Source organism: Acidimicrobiia bacterium, assembly GCA_009694375.1.
In the GTDB taxonomy this organism is placed as follows: Bacteria; Actinomycetota; Acidimicrobiia; order Acidimicrobiales; family VFJN01; genus VFJN01.
The window spans coordinates 25,921-44,041 of record SHVB01000005.1 but is presented as its reverse complement, the minus strand read 5'-3'; the positions used below and the strand labels follow the sequence as shown (position 1 = coordinate 44,041).

The window sequence follows — 18,121 nt, the reverse complement described above, 5'->3', positions numbered from 1 at the left end:
GGCGGTTAGGGGACGAGGACTACTTTGCCGGCAACTTGACGCGCCTGCAGATCGGTGAGGGCGCGCACCACATCGTCGAGCGGATACTCGGTGGGCTCCACCGGCGTGAGCGCACCGGAACCCGCGAGCACCAGCAACTCCTGCAGCAGTGCTTGGTTGCCGACGGGATCTCGCATGGTCCAGGCCCCCCAGTCGATGCCCACGAGAGTTCGGTTGTTGAGCAGCACCTGGTTGATCGGCAGACGCGGGATCTCCCCGCCGGCGAACCCGATGACGAGGTAGCGACCCATCCACTTCAGGGCCCGCAGCGCCGGATCGGCGAAGCGATCGCCCACGGGATCGACCACCACATCCACGCCGCCATCGGAGAGTTCGCGGGCCCGTGCCTTGAGGTCTTCGGTCTCGTAGTTGATCGTCGCTTCCGCCCCGGCCCGTCGGGCTGCCTCGAGCTTCTCCTCGGAGGATGCCGCCGCCATTACCCGGGCGCCGAGATGGCGGGCCACATCCACGGCTGCGAGACCCACACCGCCCCCCGCCCCGAGCACCAGTACCCATTCACCCACTGCTACCGGGGCGCGGTGGCGGAAGGCGAAGAGCATGGTGCCGTAGCTCTGCACCAGCCCCGCCGCTTGGCCGTAGGTGAGATCCCCGGGGATGGGCACGACCGACTGGGCGGCCAACTCCACGTGGGAGGCGTAGCCGCCGAGCCAGGGCATGGCGAGCACGCGGGCACCCACGGCGATGTCTTCCACCCCCTCGCCCACCGCTATGACATCGCCCGCCACTTCGCCGCCCGGGGTAAAGGGCAGCGGGGGCTTGATCTGATAGCGACCCTCCACGAAGAGCCCATCCACGAAGTTCACTCCCGCTGCCCGAACTGCCACCACCACCTTGCCCGGCCCCGCGGTTGGGTTGGGCCGCTCTTGAATCACCAGGCGATCGATGGGGGCGAACTCTTCGCAGACGACGGCGCGCATGCCCTAACGATGACACGGCGCTCTATGTGGGGCGATTCCGTGCGACGATGGCGTATGGCCGTGGAGATCGTCGACGACTTCGACGATCCCCGTCTGGCCGACTACCGACACCTGCGGGAACCGTCCCGGCGGATGAAGGTGGAACGCGATCGAGGCATCTTTACGCTCGAGGGCGCCCTTTCGGTAGAGGCGCTCCTGGCGTCGACCTACGTGGCGCGATCAGTGCTCGTGGCGGCGGAGCACGTCGAGAAGATGGCTGGTCGCTTCGGCGCGGACGTCCAGATGTTCGCGATGCCAGCGGCGTCTATGACGGAGCTGACCGGGGTGCACTTCCATCGCGGGATCCTCGCGGTGGCCGAGCGGCCGGCACTCCCGCTGGTCGATGACCTCATCGCCACGGCGCGCACTGTGCTGGTGCTCGAGGCGGTCAACGACCACGAGAACATCGGCGCCCTGTTCCGCAACGCGGCCGCCTTCGGCGTCGATGCCGTGGTCCTTGATCCGACGACGGCCGACCCGCTGTACCGCCGGTCCACCCGCGTCTCGCTCGGGCACGTGCTGCGCGTCCCGTTCGCACGAGCGGACCCGTGGCCGGCCGCGCTTGATGAGCTCCGCGCCGCCGGGTTCACCACGGTGGCGCTCACCCCTGCCGCCGAGGCGGAACCGCTCGGTCAGCTGGTCGCCGATGCGCCCGAGCGCGTCGCCCTGGTGCTCGGCGCCGAGGGTCCCGGGCTCAGCGAGGCGGCGCTCGATGCCGTGGCCCGGCACGTGCGGATCCCGATGTCGCCGGGTGTTGATTCGGTGAATGTGGCCACGGCGGCGGCCATTGCGCTGTCGGCCCTCTACGGCATTGGTTGAGCGCGGTTCGTCGCTGCGTTGCGTCAGGCTCGGCCGGTGACGTCGACCACCCAGGACAAGTCGGCGGTGTCGAGGCGTTCGTGCCAGGCGGCGGGGGCCGCCTCCATCAGTGTCTGGAAGTCCCAGTAGTCCTTCCACAGCACGATCACACCGTGTTGCACCTGTTGCACCGAGACGAACGGAAGGGCCACGGTCTCGCCACTTTCCCAGGTCCATACTTCGGTGTGTTCGGTAACCACTACACCGTCGGATCCCTCGGCCACCACGCCGGGGCGGTGCTCGTAGCCGATGAGTCCCTCTAAGCCGAGTCGCAGGCGGGCCTCAATGCTGTGCGGCCCCACGCCGGCGCTCGCCGGGCCGGTGGGTATGTCGTAGTAGATCGATTCGGGCCCGAAAAACGAGCGAATGAGATCCCAGTCGCGGGCGTAGAGGGCGGCCCAGAAGGCCGCAGCGGTGGCGGCGGGGGAGGCGCTCATCGGGCACCGCGCAGCAAGGCGCCGGGACGCGCTCCGGTGTCTTCGCCGTTGACGAAGGTGGGTTCACCTCGCTTGATCGTGGCGAGGTAGCCGTCGGCCCTCTGGATGAGTCGGCTGGCATTGCCGGGAAGGTCAGCCACCAACTCAGGGCGACGTAGTTGCAAGGCGCCGTGGTCGATCACGTTGGCATCGCCGACGTACCCCGGAGCGAGCACGCCGCGATCGCCGAGGCCGTAGAGGGTGGCGGTGGCCTGGGTCATTTTGTGCACCGCCTCCTCGACGCTGAGCCGTCCGTGATGTCGGTCTCGCGCCCAGTGGGTGAGCAAGAAGGTGGTCGTGGAGGCGTCGCAGGTCTGGCCGGCGTGGGCGCCACCGTCGCCGAGGCCGAAGGCAGAGGTGGGGTGTTGGAGCATCTCGCCTACCGCGTCGAGATTGCCGTCGCTGTAGTTGAGGACCGGCGCATTGAGGAGTTCGCGACCGCCGTCGCCGAGGAAGAGTTCGAGGAGTAGTTCCCACTCGCTGATCCCACGGGCGGCGGCGAGGGCGGTGGCGCTGCGCTCCACCCCCGGTTCGTACACCGGGGGATCGCCGAGCAGGTAGATGCGGCTCGGGTGCATGAAGCCCATGACGATCGGGTCGTCCTTGAGGGCGGCGGCGTCGGCGACGATCCGGGCGGCGAGGTCGGGGTCGGTCTGGAGGCGCGCCACCTGTTCGGTCCAGGGCAGGAAGCCGAGTCCAGCCTGGGACCACGCCCTAGTGAAGGCCAGCGGGTGGAACGTCTGGAACCCGAGCAACAAAGAGACGGTGCGGCCGTGTACCTGCGGGCGTACGGCCAGACCTTCGGCCGCCGCTTCGGCGGAGAGGTCGAGGAGCCGCTTCCATCCCTGCGGGTCGGCGTTGTTTTGGCTGAGGGCGAAGGTGACTGGTCGCCTGATGGCCGCGGCGAGGCGGCGCATCCAGTCCATTTCCACTTCCGGGGCCGCCAGGTCCTCACCCAACGCCCCCGCCGGAGCCAGTTCGAAGACGCCGGTGCCCAGTTCGCCGAGCACACGGCCGATGCCGAAGAGTTCGTCTTCGGCCGCGAAGGTGCCCGGCACCGGCTCACCGTCGATGGCGCGGTGGGCGAGGGTTCGACTGGTGGAGAAACCGAGCGCCCCGGCCTGGATTCCTTCCTTCACGATGGCTGCCATCGCTTCGATGTCTGCGGCGGTGGCGGGTTCGTTGCGGGCCCCGCGTTCGCCCATGACGTAGCCGCGCACTGCCCCGTGGGGTACCTGCGTGCCGAGGTCCATCACATGGCGGCGTTCCTCGAGGGCATCGAGGAACTCAGGGAAGGTTTCCCAGTTCCATTTGATGCCCGCACTCAGGGCGGCGCCGGGGATGTCCTCCACCCCTTCCATCAGGCCGATGAGCCAGTCATGGCGGTCGGTGGCGACGGGGGCAAACCCCACGCCGCAGTTCCCCATGACCACGGTGGTCACCCCGTGCCAGCACGACGGGGTGAGTTGCTCGTCCCAGGTGGCCTGGCCGTCGTAGTGCGTGTGGATGTCGACAAAGCCCGGCGTCACCAACGCGCCGTCGGCGTCGATCTCGTGCCGTCCGGCACCGTCGACGGAACCCACCTCGGTAATGACGCCGTCGCGTATGGCCACGTCGGCAGTGCGGGCCGGCGCGCCGGTACCGTCAACGACGGTGCCTCCTCGGATCACCAGATCGTGTGCGGCCATGGTTCCCCCCCCGGGTGGTTGCTCTCCGAGTTGGAATCATCGCATGACCCCGGTGCCGCGTCATGTCCTACCCCGGTGGCCCGGGTGTATCCCCCCGGCGTCAGAGGCGTTCGATGATGGTGACGTTGGCCTGTCCGCCGCCTTCGCACATCGTTTGGAGGCCGTAGCGGCCGCCGGTGCGCTCGAGTTCGTTGAGCAGGGTGGTCATGAGGCGAGCACCGGTGGCACCGAGGGGATGGCCGAGCGCGATGGCACCACCGTTGACGTTCACCTTGGAGTGGTCGACGTCGAGTTCCTTCTCCCAGGCCATGACCACCGAGGCGAAGGCTTCGTTGATTTCCACCAGATCGATCTGGTCCATGGTCATCCTGGTTTTCTCCAGCGCGTAGCGAGTGGCGGCGATCGGGGCGGTGAGCATCCAGATCGGGTCGTCGGCCCGCACGCTCATGTGGTGGATGCGCGCCCGTGGGGTTAGCCCGTGGTCGGTGAGGGCCTGTTCGCTCACGATGAGCAGCGCGGCGGAGGCATCGGAGATCTGTGAAGCAGCTGCGGCGGTAACCCGCCCGCCCTCGGTGAGGGTTTTGAGGGAGCGGATCTTTTCCCAGTTCGGCTCGCGGGGGCCTTCGTCGTGGCTCAGTCCGTTGAGGGGAGCGATCTCCGCCTGGAATCGACCCTCGGCGGTGGCGTGGATGGCTCGCTCGTGGCTCTGCACGGCGAAGGTCTCCATGTCCTCGCGCGAGCAGTTCCAGCGTTCGGCGATCATCTCGGCGCTGGTGAACTGGCTGACCTCCCCGGCGCCGTAACGCTTCACCCAGCCCTCGGAGCCAGTGAAGGGGTCCTCGAAGCCGAGGTCGGTGGCGAGCGTCATGGCCGAACTGATCGGGATCATGGACATCTGTTGCACGCCGCCGGCGACCACCACATCGTTCACGCCGGCCATCACGGCCTGGGCGGCAAAGTGGATGGCCTGCTGGGCCGAACCGCACTGCCGGTCGATGGTGGTGCCGGGCACATGGTCGGGCAACTGGGCGGCGAGCCAGCAGGTCCGGGCGATGTCGCCGGCTTGGCCTCCTACCGTGTCGACACAACCGAACATCACGTCCTCGACCGCCCCCGGGTCGATCCCGGTGCGTTCCATCAGCGCCCGCAGCGAGTGGGCGCCGAGGTCGGCGGGGTGCACCGTGGCGAGGCTGCCACCTCGGCGACCGACGGGGGTGCGAACGGCATCGACGATGAAGGCTTCGGGCATGGCCTCATTCTCCCGCAGTTGGGGTCACCATCGGCAACTTGTGGCGGGTATCGGCGGGGGCCGAAACAGACCCGGCTAGGGGCGGCTTTACTCTCGAGCGAGGGAGTCCCTCGCCGGTCTCCACCACTGGGGTCAGGGTGAGGGCAGGTTGGCTTCGAGCGCGTCGGCCACGCGATCGGTGTGGTGGGCCGTGTCGCCCCAGGCCCGAGCGAGCGCCCAGGTGCGTTTGAGGTAGAGGTGGAGGTCGGCCTCCACGGTGTAGCCGATGGCCCCGTGGCATTGGAGCGCCTGGCGGCCGACGAGTTCGGCGGCGTCGGATGCCATGGCCTTGGCCATCGACACGTCACGGGAGCGGGTGGGGGCGACCTGGGCCAGGGACCAGGCGGCGCGGGCCACGGCGGGACGGGCGAATTCGAGCGCCAAGGCGGCGTTGGTGAGGTGGTGTTTTACGGCCTGGAAACTCCCGATGGGAACTCCGAACTGCTGCCGTTGGCTGACGTAGTCGACGGTGAGGTCGAGCATTGCTTGGCCCAGGCCCACCAGCATGGCGGCCGTGCCGAGGGCGCCGCGATCGAGAGCGAGTGCGATCACGGCGGGGTCCTCGGTGAGTACCTCGGATTGGCGGGGGGTACTGAGGGTGGCGGCCCGGCGGGCACCGTCCACGGTGGTGGCGGCGGTGAGTTCGACGGCGTCGCCATCGGCGACAGCGAGGGTGTCGCCCTGGTGGAGGAGGATCCGGTCGGCATCGGCGGCGCAGGGCACGAGGGGGCCGCCGAGGTCGCTGGCGATCATGCCGATCCCGGCCCCCAATAGGGGCGCGGCCACCATGGCGGTCTCCACGATGGGGTGGGGGAGCGCCACGCGGCCGGCTTCCTCGAGGATCGGTACCAGGAACGTCTCATCGAGGCCGAGGCCCCCGCCGACTTCGGGCACCAACACGGCGAGTACGCCCATGGCGTCGAGGCTGTCCCACACGCCCCTGTCGAGGTGGCCGGGCGGAGCATCCCAGGCGGCGCGCACCACCAACGGGGTGGCCTCCTTGGCCAGCAGTTCGCGTACCGCGTCGCTAAACGCCTGCTGGTCCTGCGACCACGCGAATCTCATGAGGGGTTCCCCCCGACGGTGTGGCGAGTGCGCATCATCGGGGAAGTCCCAGGACGCGCTCGGCGGCGATGTTGCGCTGGATCTCGTTGGTACCGGCGTAGATCGGGCCCGACAGGGAGAACTGCCAGGCCTTGCTCCACGGTCCCTCGAGTTCGGCGGCGGGGCCGAGGAGATCGAGGGCGAGTTGGTGCAGTTCGATATCGAGTTCGCTCCACCAGAGTTTGGTGAGGCTGGCTTCGGCGCCGGGTTTCATGCCGTCGGCCAGGGTTGTGACGGTGACCAGCGTCTGCTGTTGGTACGCGTCGGCGTGCATCCAGGCGGTGGCTGCCCGTCGCCGCAGGGTGGGGTCGCCATGGTCGCGGGCCAAGGCCACGAGCCGTTCGGCGGTGACCACAAAGCGGCCCGGGGAGCGCAGGGTGAGCCCGCGTTCGGAGCCCGCGGTAGCCATCGCAACAGCCCAGCCGCCTTCGGGTTCGCCCAGCACCACCCCGCCGGCCACGGCGTCATCGGCGAGGAAGGCATTGTCGAAGAACACCTCGGCGAAGCCCTCGTCGCCGTCGAGGCGACCGAAGCCGCGCACGGTCACCCCCGGGGTGTCGAGCGGTATGAGGAAGTAGGTGAGTCCTTTGTGGCGGGCACTGTCGGGGTCGCTGCGAAAGAGACCGAACAGATGGGTGCAGAAGGCGCCTCGGGTGGTCCAGGTCTTCTGGCCATCAAGGATCCAACCACCGGGCACCCGCCGCGCTTTGCTGGTGACGCTGGCTAGGTCGCTACCGGCGTTGGGCTCAGACCAACCCTGACACCAGAGATCCTCGGCGGCGGCCATGGGGCGCAGGATGCCGTCCTGTTGCGCCGGCGTGCCGAACTCGAAGAGGCTCGGGGCGAGCAGGAAGATGCCGTTTTGGGTGACGCGCGGGGGCGCCCCGGCCCGGTAGTACTCCTCTTCGAAGATGAGCCACTCCCACAGCGTCGCCCCCCGGCCACCGTGGTCGGTGGGCCAGGACACCACGGCCCAGCGGGCGTGAAAGAGGCGTCGTTCCCAGTCGAGGTGTTGGGCGAAGCCCTCGCGAGTGTCGCCTGATGCCACGTCGCCGCCGTGGTCGGTCCGCCACTGCGACAAGTTGGCGTGGAGCCACCTGTGGGCGTCGGCCCGGAAGGCCTCTTCGGAGGCCGACCACGTTAGGTCCATCTCATCGACGCCCTTCGCTCGCGCCAACGGTGGGCGGGCGGGAATGATGCGGGCGCATCGGCGTCATCGGGGGCTGCCGAGGCGATCGAGCACGGCCTCCGCCTCGGCCTCGATGCGGGCGAGGAGGTCGGCCACGGTGGGTAACTCGTTGATCACGCCGGTGACCTGACCGGTGGGGAGGATTCCGATCTCGGGTTTGCCGTCCACCATGGTGGCCTTGATGAGCATCGGGGCATTGGCGGCCATGGCCATCTGGCTGAGGGTGAGGCCTTGGTTCCGACGCATGGCCATGCCCTCGCGCATCATGTCGCCCAGTTTGGTGCCGGTTTCCCGCCGGAACCGCAGCGCCGCGTAGGCGGCGCGTGGGAAGCGCAGCAGCATCGGCGAACGTTCGATGCGATCCACTACGTCGGTGCGGATGACTCGTTGGGGGGCGCCATCAAGAGCGGTGGTAACCACGGTGTCGAAGACGGAGGCGGCCGTGTAGAGATCCTTGACGCCGGGGGGAACGTGGCTCTCTTGGGTGAGGAGGAAGCGGGTGCCCATGGCGATCCCGTCGGCCCCGTAGGCCAGCGCCGCCACCAGGCCGCGACCATCGTGGAAGCCGCCGGCCCCGAGCACGGGAATCTCTGCTCCCACCGCCTCGACCACCTGGGGCAGGAGCAACGAGGTGGGCACGGTGCCGGTGTGGCCACCGCCTTCCCCGCCTTGGGCAATCACGGCGTCTACCCCCATCTCGAGCACCTTTTCGGCGTGCCGTCGAGCCCCCACGGTGGGAACCACCGCGACGCCCGCATCGTGGCAGCGGGCCACCGCATCTTTGGTGGGTGCCCCGGCGAAGGACACCAGTTTCACGCCTTCGGCAACGACGAACGCCACCCGCTCCGCGAGATCAGGTTGGTCGGCCCGAAAGTTCACCCCGAAGGGGGCGTCGGTGCGGGCCCGCACCCCGCGCACCGCGTCGCGCATCTCTTCCGGAGTCATCGTGATGGCGGCCAGGATGCCGAAACCACCGGCCGCACTCGTGGCGGCGGTGAGGTTGGCCCCCGATACCCAGCCCATCCCCGTCTGCACGATGGGCAACCGGCAGCCCACCAGATCGCAAAAGCGGGTCCGCAGGGCGGAAGGAACAGCGTCTGACACCTCGTCAGATTACCGGTGCCCTGATCGGACGGCGAACCGGTGGCCATTGGCCCGGCCGTGGCAATGACGGGCGACGGGCGCATAGTCTTCCGCCGTGTCGGATTCAACGGGAAAGGCGAGCGAGCCGGAAGGGGCTGGTCCCCACTCCCCGCTGGACGATGTCGATCGGGCCCCCATGGGCCAGGAGCGTCCGACGGCCGATGCCCAGTGGGACGAGGTGCACCGTCGCTGGGAGCGCTGGGACGAGGACGGGCAGGATTGGGTGATTGTGGGATCCGATCTGGGTGATGGCGTCGCGCCCGAAGATGAAAATCCGCTTCCCCCGGAACTCACTCGGATGGTGCACCATGCCGATGAACTGGACGCACTCGAGCGCGAGCATGATCTCCGGGAAGCGGGGGCGGTGGCCGCGCCGGGCCCGGGCGGGGATCATCGGCTTCTCCCCTCCGGGCCGCGCCCGGACGACGCCCAGTGGGACGAAATCTTGGGCCGCTGGGTGTATTGGGATCCCGAGACCAACGCGTGGGCCGATGGGTCGGAGGCCGATCCCGACGTTTAAACGGCGGCGTGAGGGCGTCGTCGGGCGGCTGGCCGGGAGGTCAGTTGGGTACTTCCACCAGGCGTTCGCCGGTGGGATCGATCACGGTGGCAATCAAGTGGATCTCAGCGGCGGTGGGGAGGCGCGACTGCGGAACTTCGTCGGGAATGACGAGGTCGAAGCCGGTGGCCTCCTGAACCTCCTCGGGGGTCACCCCGGGGTGCACGGAGCGGAGGCGAAGGCGGTGATCGGGGGTGGCGAAGTCGAGCACGGCGAGGTTGGTGACGACGTACCGGATCTCGTGGAAGCGCCGTTGGTGTTCATCTAGCAACGCAGCCCGGTTGTACCCAACGCCGCACACGGTGTCTACGTTGGCGCAGAGCACGTTGGGCGAATGGTTGGGCACCCAGTAGGAGGTGGTGTTGTTGATGGTGTTACCAGGGGCGCCGCGGTAACCGAGCAGTTGCACTTTGGGTCGGCGGTAGTCGCCGATGGCGGCGAAGTTCTGGTTGCCGTACTGGTCGATCTGGGTGCCCCCCATGACCACGTGGCGGCGGCCGTTCCATACCCAGCCAAACATCTGCCGGTAGGGGTTGAAGGTTTCGACGACCTTGCCGTCGGGCCACGCGAACGCTTCGGGGTTGGCGATGAGGCGGGCTTCGCCGTCGGTCATGGCGAGGTCGGGCTCGAAGGTGGCCCGCGCCAGGCGACCACCGATCATGGGGATGGTGCCGATCGGATTGGCGAGCAACTCGCCGTCGCCCCGGAAGCACTCGGCCATGGCGACGACGCACACATCGGCACGGCTTACGGGGCCATGGGTGGGTTCGGTCATGAGGCCCGCAACTTTGCCTGGTAGTCGGATTCGCTGAGATCAAGCCATCCGGCGCGGAACTCCGCCCAGGCCTCGGGCGACTTGGCGGAGGCGGCGTAGTGCTTCTGGAACGCCTCATCGCGGGGGTAGTCCGGGTCGCAGGCGGTGAAGTGGGCACCGTTGGGGGCTTCGATCACGCCGTCCACCAAGAGGCGGCTGATCAGGAGCGACTGGGGCGGGCCTTCTTGGGCAAGATCCTGGGTGGCCACGATGCGTTCGGTGGAGAGGAAACCTTTGGTGGCCGCCCCCAGGAAGAGATCGTCCATGTAGGGGTCGGGGCCGAGGTACTGGCCGTTGCCACGCGCATCGGATCGGTTCATGTGGACAAAGGCGGCATCCATCACCAGGGCGGGCACAGCCACCAGTTCTTCTCCGTCATCGAAGGGGGACGTCACCATCTTCAGGCGGTCGTTGTCGCGCAGAATGTCCGATCCCAATCCCACTCGGGTGGGGAGAAATGGCACCCGCCAGGCGGCGGCTTGCAGCCCCAGGAGGAACATGCCCTCGTCGTAGGGCTCGTCCTCGATGGCCCCCCGTTGGCGGGCGGCGCGGAAGTGGGGTTCGAGGGGGATCGAGTCGAGTGAGACAAAGGCGTAGACGAGGCGCTTCACCTTGCCGGCAGCACACAGCAGGCCCACGTCGGGGCCACCCCAACTCACCACGGTGAGGTCCGTGAGATCCGAGCGCAGTATGGCCCGCACGACCGACATGGGTTTGCGGCGCGATCCCCAGCCGCCGATCCCGATCGTCATGCCGGAGGACAACTCCGCCACGGCTTCGTCCTCGGTGCAGCGTTTATCCTTCGGCTCAGTCATCACTCGCTCGTATCGGTGGTGCGCTTGTCCACGAAGGCATCGCGATGTTCATCGGCCACGCCCGACAGGTTCAGCTCGAAGGTGAAGCCCTGTTCGAAACGGTAGGAGCGCTTCACGTCCCAGGGGTCGATCCCGTTGAGGCTTTCTTTGGCGGCACGGATGACGGTGGGGGATTTGGCGGCGATCTGGCCGGCCACCTCCAGGGCCGCGGCTCGCAGGTCAGCGAGGGGCACCACCGAGTGCACGGAACCGAAGTGGTGGAGTTCTTGCGCGGTGGCGGTAGCCGATGTGTAGACCATGGCGCGCATCTTGTGCTGAGGCACCAGGCGGCTGAGGTGGGTGGCGGCGCCGAGGGCTCCTCGGTCTACCTCGGGGAGGCCGAAGGTGGCGTCCTCGGCGGCCACGATCACATCGGCGTTGCCCACCAGCCCGACCCCGCCGCCAAGACAGAAGCCGTTGACCGCCGCCACCACGGGAACGGGACAGTCGTACACGGCGGCGAAGGCGGCGAAGCAACCCTTGTTGGCCCCGATGAGGGCCTCGAACCCTTCCGAAGCCTGCATTTCTTTGATGTCTACTCCTGCGTTGAAGCCGCGTCCCTCGGCTCGCAGCACGACCACCCGCACCTGCGGATGGCGGCCAGCTTCGGTGAGCAGGTCGGCCAGGCCGAACCATCCCGCCACCGTCAGTGCGTTCACGGGTGGGTTGTCCATAACGATCTCGGCGATGCCGTTGTCGTGGATGGTGCTGGTGGTGGGCATGGTGTCGCCTCGGGTTTCGGTCTGACGGGGCGTCAGAAACCTAGTGGTCCGTCCCCGTCTGGTACACCTTCGTTCGATGACTCTTACGATCGACCTGCGCGGCCAGGTGGCTTTGGTGACCGGCGGTACGAAAGGCATCGGCGCGGCCATTGCTGATCGTCTGGCCGAGGGAGGGGCCACGGTGGTGGTCTGTGGGCGCCACGAGCCGCCCACGCCAACCCATGCCTTTCTGCCCTGCGACGTACGGAACCCCGATGAAGTCGATGCGCTAGTGGCCCAGATCGTGGCCACCCAGGGCCACCTGGATCTTGCCGTAAACAATGCGGGGGGGTCGCCCAACGCCGAGGCCGCCGAGGCGTCCCCGCGGTTCAGTGAAGCGATTATTCGCCTGAATCTCCTCGCCCCCCTTCATGTCGCCCAGGCCGCCAATCGGGTGATGCAGCAGCAGGAGGGCGGCGGTGTGATCGTGAATGTGGCCAGCGTCAGCGCGTTGCGCCCGTCACCGGGAACGGCCGCTTACGGCGCCGCCAAGGCCGGTCTGATCAACCTCACGCAGTCGTTGGCGGTGGAGTGGGCTCCGAAGGTGCGGGTGAACGCGGTGTCAGCCGGTCTGGTGGCCACCGCCGACAGCCTCGAGCATTACGGCGGTGCCGATGGTTTGGTTCAGGTGGCCGCCACGGTTCCCCTGGGTAGGTTCGGTACACCGACCGAGGTGGCCGATGCGGTGGCCTTCCTGGCTAGTCCTCTGGCGGGTTACGCCAGCGGGGCCAATCTGATCCTGCACGGCGGCGGCGAGTGGCCGGCCTTCCTGCGCTCGAACAAGGACTGAGCCCTCAGCCCATCGCGAGAGACCCAAAGGTCCGGTTGGTTCGGCCTGGCCAGAGATAACTCGACGCTGTCGTGGAGAGGAAGAACAAGTCGACGCTGCCACGAATGGTCGTATCCATCGGCCCTGCCGCGATGACGTAGGTCCCCAGGACCGAAACGGCGCGGGCATCGATCCCGGTGGGGGTGGAATACCACACTTGGTCGGCGGCGGCTCCGGCGGCGACGATCGCTACGTCGCCGCGACCGTCGGCGTCGAAATCTCCTGCGATGGGCGTACCGGTGAGCGGGCTGGTGTTGAGGGCGCGCGAGGTGGCCACGGCGGCGGTGTTGAACTCCCATCGATAGGCGACGTTGGAACCGGGGGCGTACCAGAAGATGTCGGCTCGGCCGTCGCCGGTGGCGTCGGTTACGACCGCCGTATACCACCCATAAACGGGACGGTTTGCGACGGCCCACGCCCGGCCGGTGCTGCGCCAGAGGGTATCGGCTTCATCAGGGCCGGGGCCGTAGAAGAAGATATCGGCGTCCCCATCGCCGTCGTAGTCACCTGTGAGTGGCACCGCGGTCCCACTGTCCTGCCGCACGGCGGTGCTCACATGGCTTCGGTTGCGCTGGAAGTACCAGACGTAATCGGGCGCGAGGCCGGTGCCGTAGAAAAAGATGTCGTCGGTGCCGTCCTTGTCGTAGTCGCCCACGTAGGTGAGGTAGGAACCACCGATCGTCACGGATTGAGAGGTGATGGCACCGCTGGATTCTCTCCACCAGAGGTAATCGGAGGAGGAGCCAAGCCCGTGCCACAGTATGTCGCTGCGACCGTTCCCGTCGAAGTCGCCAGTCGTCGGGCGGTAGGTCCCGAGCACGGTCAGTGGCGTTTTGACCAGACTTTCGGCCCCATCTGAGCGCCACTGGGCGTCAGCCGATGGGCCCGGGCGGTACGAGAGTGGATCGGTGAGGCCATCGCCGGTGAGGTCGGGCGTGAGCAACGTCGGCTTGATACCGGTTTGGTAGATGGGAACCAACTGGGCCACGCGATCGCGGATGGTGCTCAACCGGGCGTACAGCTGGGCACCAGGACATTCGGTGTTCTGCACGTCGCGGTGAGCGACCACGCGCGACAGGGTGACCGCGCTGCCGGAGGCGTACTTGGATGATCCGGCGCTCACATAGGGCACTTTCGATGATGGGTCAACACCGTGCACGGCGAACTTCCAGGCGATGACCCGCGCAACGGATTCCACCGTGGCGCTCGGGACGGAAGTGGAGCGGAAGTCACCCAACACCACCACGCCCACCGAGCCGGTGTTGAATCCCTGAGCGTGCCCACCGCGCACCACTTCGCTGATGCCACCGGCCCGGGCTTCCCAGATCTTTCCGAAGCGATCGACGGCGAAGTTGTAGGCGATGTCGTCCCAGCCCTGAACGTCCTGGTGGTAGGCCTGGATCGCCCGGAGCAGAGCGGGCACCTCGGCGGCGGAGTAGGTGTTGGTGTTCACCGAGTGGTGGACGATCGCTACCTTGAGATCGGTCGTGATGGACGGGTGGACACGGGGGGCTCTGGCGCCCCAGGCGGAGCGGGGCGCGACGCTGGGGGCGGTGGCCGCCCCGGCGAGGGTCGACGTGACGGTGAGTGACCGTTGCCGGGGGTTATCACCGACGAGGTGGACGTTGGCGCTGGTGAGGCTCTTGGGCGCGTCGAGCTCGTAGGCATCGGCCCCCCCGAGCCACACGAGATCGCTGTGGGCGCCTGTTGGGGTTCCTTCGGTGCCCCGATCGGGAGCATCGCCATCAACGAAGTGAACTTCCACCCACGGGGTCCAGAGACCGGCTACCTGGCCGCGCACCAGAACGGGCTGATCGGGGATGGTCGCCGCGGTGAGGCCGACCGCCTGGAACGGGCCGTCGTGGCGGCGGAGGTGGTTACGACCCGCGCGGGCGTCGAGGGCGGCCCGCAGGGCGGGACCCTCGGTGCTGGTCGCGGCGGCGGGGGCGAGTGGCTCGGTGGCGAGGCTGGTTGTTCGAGGCTGAAATTCCACCCGGTGGGTGGTGACCCGCATTTCGGCGGCACTCACGAGTTCCGGGGTGGGAACGAGCACCAGCACCGTGGCTAACAGGGCCATCGCGAGGGCCAGGCGGCTGCCGCGCCGACCCTGCGGTGGGGCCACCGGCGTGCTGGATCCGTAGTGAACAACGGGAGGCATGGCACTCCTGCGGTGCGGCGGATGAGACGTAGTGGATTGGTTCTCTGGGCTGATTCTACCGCCCGGTATCATGGGTTCGGCGCGGCAGCGCCCGGCCGAAGCCGGGCGCTGCGCGGGGGAATTGGGGTTGAGGTCAGCTCATGCTGCTGGCCGACGCCCGCGGCTCGTCTGCACCGAAGCCGGCCTTCTTCCGCTTCGAGAAGGCAACGGACGCAATGAGGATCAGCAAGGCGACCCCGGCAATGGCGACGCTGGTGCCATTGGGAGTGGCGATCCTGGTGTCCTTATTGAACGTCGAAAGTCCGAGCATCGCCGGGAGCATCAGCAACGAGACCAGGTTCATCACCTTGATCAACGGGTTGAGGGCCGGGCCGGCGGTGTCCTTGAAGGGATCGCCCACCGTGTCGGCGATGACCGCGGCCTTGTGGCCTTCGGAGCCCTTGCCGCCTTCATTGCCGTCTTCGATGTACTTCTTGGCGTTGTCCCACGCACCACCGGCGTTGCTCAGGTAGTTGGCCATGAGTTGGCCTACGAGGATCACGGCCACCAGGAAGGCACCGAGGGCGGTGAAGCCCATCCCGAAGCCGATGACCACCGGGGTGAGCACGGCCAACAGGGCGGGGGTTACGAGTTCGCGGAGCGATGCGGTGGTGCAGATATCGATCACCGGACCGTGGTCGGGGAGCTTCTCGCCTTTCATGATGAGGCCGTCGGCGAACTGACGTCGCACCTCCTGCACCACGACACCAGCCGTGCGAGACACGGCATTGATGGCCAGGGCAGCGAAGAGGAAGGGAACGGCACCGCCGATGAGCAGGCCGATGAACACCTTCGGGTCGGCCACGTTGATCGGCAGCAGGTCGAATACCCCGCGACTCCCCTTCAGGGCATTTTCGATTTCCTCCCGGGGAAGGAGTTCGTCTACCGCCGTCTCGATGAAGCTGGCGAAAATCGCCACCGAGGCAATCACGGCGGAGCCGATGGCGAAGCCCTTGGTGACGGCCTTGGTGGTGTTACCCACCGCGTCGAGCATCACCATGATGCGCTCGGGCTCACCGTGGAACTCGCCGGACATTTCGGCGATACCCGCCGCGTTGTCCGATACCGGGCCGAAGGTGTCCTCGGCCACGATCACCCCGGTGGTGGCGAGCATGCCCATGCCGCACAAGGCGACGAGGTAGAGCGAGAACTGGAGGTTGCCGCCGCCGAGGGCCAACGAAACGCCAATGGCGAGAGCGATGGCGATGATGGCGTAGACGGAACTTTCCAGGCCGGCGGCGGTACCCGACAGGATGGTGGTGGCCGGACCGGTGCGGGTGCTCTCGGCGATCTCTCGCACGGGGGCGTGGTGGGTGGCGGTGAAGTACTCGGTGAGGCGGCTGACCACCTGGGCGAGTACGAGGCCGATGACCACAGCACCGAAGCAACGCCAGCCGACGTTGTTGATGGTGACCGCGTCGCCGCTGCCGTCGAAGGCCACGGTGGGGTTCTTCACGTAGAACAGCGCCAGGGCGCCCACGCCCACCACGGTGATGATTCCGGCGGTGAGGAAGCCGCGGTTGATCGGCTTGAGGGCGTCGGTCTCGCCTTCCTTAGCCTTCACGGCGTAGACGCCGAAGATGGAGGCGATGACGCCGATGGCGCGGGCGGCCAGCGGGAACACGAGGCCCAGGGCGGGGTTCAGGCCGGCGGCCGCGAAGGCGGGAACGCCGAGGATGATGGCGGCCACGAGGGTTACCTCGTAGCTCTCGAACAGATCGGAGGCCATGCCGGCGCAGTCGCCCACGTTGTCGCCGACGTTGTCGGCGATGGTGGCAGGGTTGCGGGGGTCGTCCTCGGGGATGCCTGCCTCAACCTTGCCCACGAGGTCGGCACCGACATCGGCGGCCTTGGTGAAGATGCCACCACCGACCCGGAGGAACAGGGCCAGCAGCGAGCCACCGAAGCCGAAGCCCACCAGGATGGCGGAACTCGTGTTTTGGAAGATGGCGATGATGATGGTGGCGCCGAGGAGGCCGAGGCCCACCGTGAACATGCCCGCTACGCCGCCGGTGCGGAAGGCAATCCGCAGGGCGTCGGGTAGGGAGTTGCGCTTGGCGGCCGCCGCGGTACGGACGTTGCCGCGGGTGGCCAAGGTCATGCCGATGTAACCGGTGAGACCAGACAAGAACGCTCCGGCCACGAAGGCAATGGTCCGAGCGGTGCCGGAGGTAGCGAAGGTCAGGACGATGGCATCAGGGTTGTTGGCGATCGCCGGTTTGATCACCTCTTGGGAGGTGATGAAGACCACCGCGGTCAGCGGGATGAGAACCATGATGATGGTGCGGAACTGGCGCTTGAGATAGGTAGCGGCACCTTCCTGGATGGCGGTGGCGATCTCGATCATCTTGGGGGTGCCCTGGTCCTCGGCCAGGACCTCCTTCATCAGGATGAAGCCGACGGCGAGGGCGAGCAGCGCCGATAGGCCCGACAAGGCCAGGATCAGGTACTCACCTCCGTTCAGGGTGAACTCCTGATAGCCGCCTTCAGCGGCCAGGATGCTGTTCATTCGGTTTTCCTCTGGTTCGGGCCACGCTCACCGTTGGGTTCGGCGCGGCGGTTGACATAGATCTGGCGGGCAACTTTTTCGCCCAGCGTTCTGTCTTGCCCGTTGACGGTAATCACAAGGGGGCCGTCGAAGGGGTGCCGCTCCACCACCACGACCTCTACCCCGGGGACCAGCCCGAGCGTGCCGAGGAAGGCCACCAGGTCAGGGTCGGTGCTGCCGGAGAGGGCGACCTCGGCCACCTTTCCTGGTTCGAGCGCGTAGAGGTTGGCGGTGGCCGGCAACTCGCTGTCGAGCGAGGTGGGGATGGGGAAGCCGTGGGGGCAGGTGACGGGGCGGTGGAGGGCCACGTAGAGGCGTTCCAGCACGGCATCGGGTAACTGGTGCTCAAACCCGACGGCGAGTTTGTCGGCCTCGTTCCAGGCGTAGCCGAGCATGTCGGCCAGGAAACGCTCCACGATCCGATGGCGACGGATGGCCGACACTGCGGTCTGCTGGCCGAGCGGGGTGAAGGTCACGCCTTGGTAGGGGCGGTGGTCCACGAAGCCGCGATCGGCCAGACGCTTGACCGTGGTGGTGACCGTCCCCGCCGAAAGTCCCAGAACGTCGGCCAGAGCGCCGGTGTGGGCTTCGGACCCGTCGCGCGTGAGGCGGTAGACGGCCTTGAGGGCCTCTCGCTCGGATTGGGTGAGGGTGTCGTCCAACGGGCCTCGTTCGTCGTTTCTTTGGGCTATCGAAATTCTGGATTTGCCCCTAGGCGATTCAATGCGCGCTTATCCCATCATGTGAAGCCCGGCGAGGCAAAACGGTGGGCTGCGCTTGTCGCTGCTCTGATCTGC

At 67.5% G+C, this 18,121-nt stretch carries 16 protein-coding genes; 3 read left to right on the top strand and 13 right to left on the bottom strand.

What is annotated here, in order from left to right; all coding sequences use genetic code 11:
* Positions 1-5 precede the first annotated feature (5 nt).
* Positions 6-977, bottom strand: coding sequence for an NADPH:quinone oxidoreductase family protein (locus EXQ71_04935; protein ID MSO86847.1), 972 nt, complete (start codon positions 975-977; stop codon positions 6-8).
* Between the two features lie 54 nt (positions 978-1,031).
* On the opposite strand from EXQ71_04935, the gene EXQ71_04930 reads away from it, so the two are divergent.
* Positions 1,032-1,835, top strand: coding sequence for an RNA methyltransferase (locus EXQ71_04930; protein ID MSO86846.1), 804 nt, complete (start codon positions 1,032-1,034; stop codon positions 1,833-1,835).
* Between the two features lie 23 nt (positions 1,836-1,858).
* On the opposite strand, the gene EXQ71_04925 is transcribed toward EXQ71_04930, so the two are convergent.
* The 6 genes from EXQ71_04925 to EXQ71_04900 all read right to left on the bottom strand — a co-directional run bounded on the left by EXQ71_04925 (position 1,859) and on the right by EXQ71_04900 (position 8,699).
* On the bottom strand, positions 1,859-2,311 hold the full coding sequence (locus EXQ71_04925) for a nuclear transport factor 2 family protein (protein MSO86845.1): 453 nt from the start codon (positions 2,309-2,311) through the stop codon (positions 1,859-1,861).
* The gene (locus EXQ71_04920) at positions 2,308-4,038 is read right to left on the bottom strand and encodes a D-aminoacylase (protein ID MSO86844.1); all 1,731 of its coding nucleotides are present in this window, start codon (positions 4,036-4,038) and stop codon (positions 2,308-2,310) included. The genes EXQ71_04925 and EXQ71_04920 overlap by 4 nt, the downstream gene beginning before the upstream one ends.
* Positions 4,039-4,138: 100 nt before the next feature.
* Complete coding sequence (locus EXQ71_04915; protein MSO86843.1) at positions 4,139-5,287, bottom strand: acetyl-CoA C-acetyltransferase; 1,149 nt, start codon at positions 5,285-5,287, stop codon at positions 4,139-4,141.
* A 132-nt stretch (positions 5,288-5,419) separates the two neighbouring features.
* The gene (locus tag EXQ71_04910) at positions 5,420-6,391 is read right to left on the bottom strand and encodes an acyl-CoA dehydrogenase (protein MSO86842.1); all 972 of its coding nucleotides are present in this window, start codon (positions 6,389-6,391) and stop codon (positions 5,420-5,422) included.
* Positions 6,392-6,425: 34 nt separating this feature from the next.
* The gene (locus tag EXQ71_04905) at positions 6,426-7,580 is read right to left on the bottom strand and encodes an acyl-CoA dehydrogenase (protein ID MSO86841.1); all 1,155 of its coding nucleotides are present in this window, start codon (positions 7,578-7,580) and stop codon (positions 6,426-6,428) included.
* A gap of 63 nt (positions 7,581-7,643) precedes the next feature.
* Positions 7,644-8,699: a nitronate monooxygenase gene (locus EXQ71_04900; protein MSO86840.1), complete on the bottom strand. Its 1,056-nt coding sequence runs from the start codon at positions 8,697-8,699 to the stop codon at positions 7,644-7,646.
* 118 nt (positions 8,700-8,817) lie between these two features.
* On the opposite strand from EXQ71_04900, the gene EXQ71_04895 reads away from it, so the two are divergent.
* Positions 8,818-9,282: a hypothetical protein gene (locus EXQ71_04895; protein MSO86839.1), complete on the top strand. Its 465-nt coding sequence runs from the start codon at positions 8,818-8,820 to the stop codon at positions 9,280-9,282.
* A gap of 40 nt (positions 9,283-9,322) precedes the next feature.
* Here the strand turns inward: EXQ71_04895 and EXQ71_04890 are convergent, their stop codons facing one another.
* From EXQ71_04890 to EXQ71_04880, 3 genes are read right to left on the bottom strand one after another with little or no spacing between them, the layout of a single operon-like run.
* Positions 9,323-10,096, bottom strand: coding sequence for a CoA-transferase (locus EXQ71_04890; GenBank protein MSO86838.1), 774 nt, complete (start codon positions 10,094-10,096; stop codon positions 9,323-9,325).
* A complete protein-coding gene (locus EXQ71_04885) occupies positions 10,093-10,950 on the bottom strand; it encodes a CoA transferase subunit A (GenBank protein MSO86837.1) in 858 nt (285 codons plus the stop codon). The genes EXQ71_04890 and EXQ71_04885 overlap by 4 nt, the downstream gene beginning before the upstream one ends.
* Complete coding sequence (locus EXQ71_04880; GenBank protein ID MSO86836.1) at positions 10,950-11,711, bottom strand: enoyl-CoA hydratase family protein; 762 nt, start codon at positions 11,709-11,711, stop codon at positions 10,950-10,952. The genes EXQ71_04885 and EXQ71_04880 overlap by 1 nt, the downstream gene beginning before the upstream one ends.
* Positions 11,712-11,787: 76 nt before the next feature.
* Between EXQ71_04880 and EXQ71_04875 the strand changes: the two genes are divergently transcribed.
* Entirely contained in the window at positions 11,788-12,540 is a 753-nt protein-coding gene (locus EXQ71_04875) for an SDR family oxidoreductase (GenBank protein MSO86835.1), read from the top strand.
* A gap of 4 nt (positions 12,541-12,544) precedes the next feature.
* Here the strand turns inward: EXQ71_04875 and EXQ71_04870 are convergent, their stop codons facing one another.
* From EXQ71_04870 to EXQ71_04860, 3 genes are all read right to left on the bottom strand, one after another.
* On the bottom strand, positions 12,545-14,737 hold the full coding sequence (locus EXQ71_04870) for a hypothetical protein (GenBank protein ID MSO86834.1): 2,193 nt from the start codon (positions 14,735-14,737) through the stop codon (positions 12,545-12,547).
* Positions 14,738-14,870: 133 nt separating this feature from the next.
* Entirely contained in the window at positions 14,871-17,285 is a 2,415-nt protein-coding gene (locus tag EXQ71_04865) for a sodium-translocating pyrophosphatase (GenBank protein MSO86833.1), read from the bottom strand.
* Entirely contained in the window at positions 17,282-17,986 is a 705-nt protein-coding gene (locus EXQ71_04860; GenBank protein MSO86832.1) for a metal-dependent transcriptional regulator, read from the bottom strand. Before EXQ71_04860 ends, EXQ71_04865 begins: the two co-directional genes overlap by 4 nt.
* Between the last annotated feature and the right edge of the window lie 135 nt (positions 17,987-18,121).

Excerpts from the sequence above, each read along its gene's own strand:
- EXQ71_04935 (MSO86847.1), bottom strand. The coding sequence starts at position 977 with ATGCGCGCCGTCGTCTGCGAAGAGTTCGCCCCCATCGATCGCCTGGTG.
- EXQ71_04930 (MSO86846.1), top strand. The coding sequence starts at position 1,032 with ATGGCCGTGGAGATCGTCGACGACTTCGACGATCCCCGTCTGGCCGAC.
- EXQ71_04925 (MSO86845.1), bottom strand. The coding sequence starts at position 2,311 with ATGAGCGCCTCCCCCGCCGCCACCGCTGCGGCCTTCTGGGCCGCCCTC.
- EXQ71_04920 (MSO86844.1), bottom strand. The coding sequence starts at position 4,038 with ATGGCCGCACACGATCTGGTGATCCGAGGAGGCACCGTCGTTGACGGT.
- EXQ71_04915 (MSO86843.1), bottom strand. The coding sequence starts at position 5,287 with ATGCCCGAAGCCTTCATCGTCGATGCCGTTCGCACCCCCGTCGGTCGC.
- EXQ71_04910 (MSO86842.1), bottom strand. The coding sequence starts at position 6,391 with ATGAGATTCGCGTGGTCGCAGGACCAGCAGGCGTTTAGCGACGCGGTA.
- EXQ71_04905 (MSO86841.1), bottom strand. The coding sequence starts at position 7,580 with ATGGACCTAACGTGGTCGGCCTCCGAAGAGGCCTTCCGGGCCGACGCC.
- EXQ71_04890 (MSO86838.1), bottom strand. The coding sequence starts at position 10,096 with ATGACCGAACCCACCCATGGCCCCGTAAGCCGTGCCGATGTGTGCGTC.
- EXQ71_04885 (MSO86837.1), bottom strand. The coding sequence starts at position 10,950 with ATGACTGAGCCGAAGGATAAACGCTGCACCGAGGACGAAGCCGTGGCG.
- EXQ71_04880 (MSO86836.1), bottom strand. The coding sequence starts at position 11,711 with ATGCCCACCACCAGCACCATCCACGACAACGGCATCGCCGAGATCGTT.
- EXQ71_04875 (MSO86835.1), top strand. The coding sequence starts at position 11,788 with ATGACTCTTACGATCGACCTGCGCGGCCAGGTGGCTTTGGTGACCGGC.
- EXQ71_04870 (MSO86834.1), bottom strand. The coding sequence starts at position 14,737 with ATGCCTCCCGTTGTTCACTACGGATCCAGCACGCCGGTGGCCCCACCG.
- EXQ71_04865 (MSO86833.1), bottom strand. The coding sequence starts at position 17,285 with ATGAACAGCATCCTGGCCGCTGAAGGCGGCTATCAGGAGTTCACCCTG.